The organism is Streptomyces sodiiphilus (genome assembly GCF_039529215.1).
Taxonomy (GTDB): Bacteria; Actinomycetota; Actinomycetes; order Streptomycetales; family Streptomycetaceae; genus Streptomyces; species Streptomyces sodiiphilus.
The window spans coordinates 1-1104 of sequence record NZ_BAAAMJ010000110.1; the positions used below are offsets into that span (position 1 = coordinate 1).

The following is a 1104-nucleotide window of genomic DNA, read 5'->3' on the forward strand; positions in this document are numbered from 1 at the left end:
GAGCGGCTGGTGGCGGTGGAGGCTTTCGGGTTGGCTTTGGCCGCGGCTTTCTTCTGGGTGGGGTTCCCGGTCTTCTTGCTGGCCGTGACCGCTCTGTTGCTGGTGGTGTTGGCTTTGGCTGCGGCCTTGGCCTTCTTGGCCTGGGCGGCCTTCTTCGCCGCCGCGATCTGACGCTTCTTGGCGTTCAGTGCCGACCGCTCGGCCGCCTTCGCACGACTGAGCACGACCTGCGCGGCCCGCTTGGCCCTCTGCCAGGCACGCACCGCATCGATCGTCCGGTCGACCGCCTTGGCCACCGCCCCCAGCTTGTACAGCTTGGTCCACGGGATCGCCCCCAGGATCAGCGAAGCACACGACCACAGATCCCCGCCGAAACAACGGATCGCGTCATTGATCCCGATGAACTCCGCCAGCACATTCCAGGCCGCCCCCAGGATCACACTCGTGAGGGACTTGTTCGCGTTCGCCCGGGCCTGCGCCACCTGCGCACCGCTCAGCCCCACCGCCGCCAGCGCCGCGGCACGCTCCGCATACGACAGACTGATACTCAGCCCCGACGGATCCGAATGCGTCACCGGGTTGTTGTGCGCATACGCATACCCGTTGGACTGCGAGGGATCCGCCAGATCCAGCACCGGATCCGCCGACAGGAAACGCCCCACCCCCGGGTCATACAACCGCGCACCCAACTGCACATACCCCGTCGCGTCATCCCGCGTCGCACCCAAGAACCCCGCACGCGTCCGCAGATCCGCCGACGTCGCCCCCACCGCACGCGCCGCACCGAACGGATCCTGCTTCCGGACCCGGACCTCCATCCCCTCCCGCATCACCGTCTCGGTATACGGACTGCCCTGATGATCCGTCGTCACCGCCGCAAGACCCTGCTCACCCTCCCCATCGGCGTACCGCAACACCGACCCACCAGGCCCCCCATAACTACGCTGAGAATGCGCAACCCCACCGCCCTTATGGACGGTGACCTCCGACTCCTCCAGATGCAACGTGGCCTGACGATCACGAATCGTCAACAGCGTCGCGCCACCGGGCCCGTACACATACCGCGTCTCACCCTGCGGCTCCCACTGCTGCCCAGCCACCCCC

1 protein-coding gene is annotated in these 1104 nt (G+C 67.1%); it reads right to left on the reverse strand.

Annotated elements, in window-relative coordinates:
* The coding region (locus tag ABD299_RS24820; RefSeq protein WP_344267014.1) for an RHS repeat-associated core domain-containing protein at positions 1 to 917 on the reverse strand (917 nt) is incomplete at its 3' end.
* Between the last annotated feature and the right edge of the window lie 187 nt (positions 918 to 1104).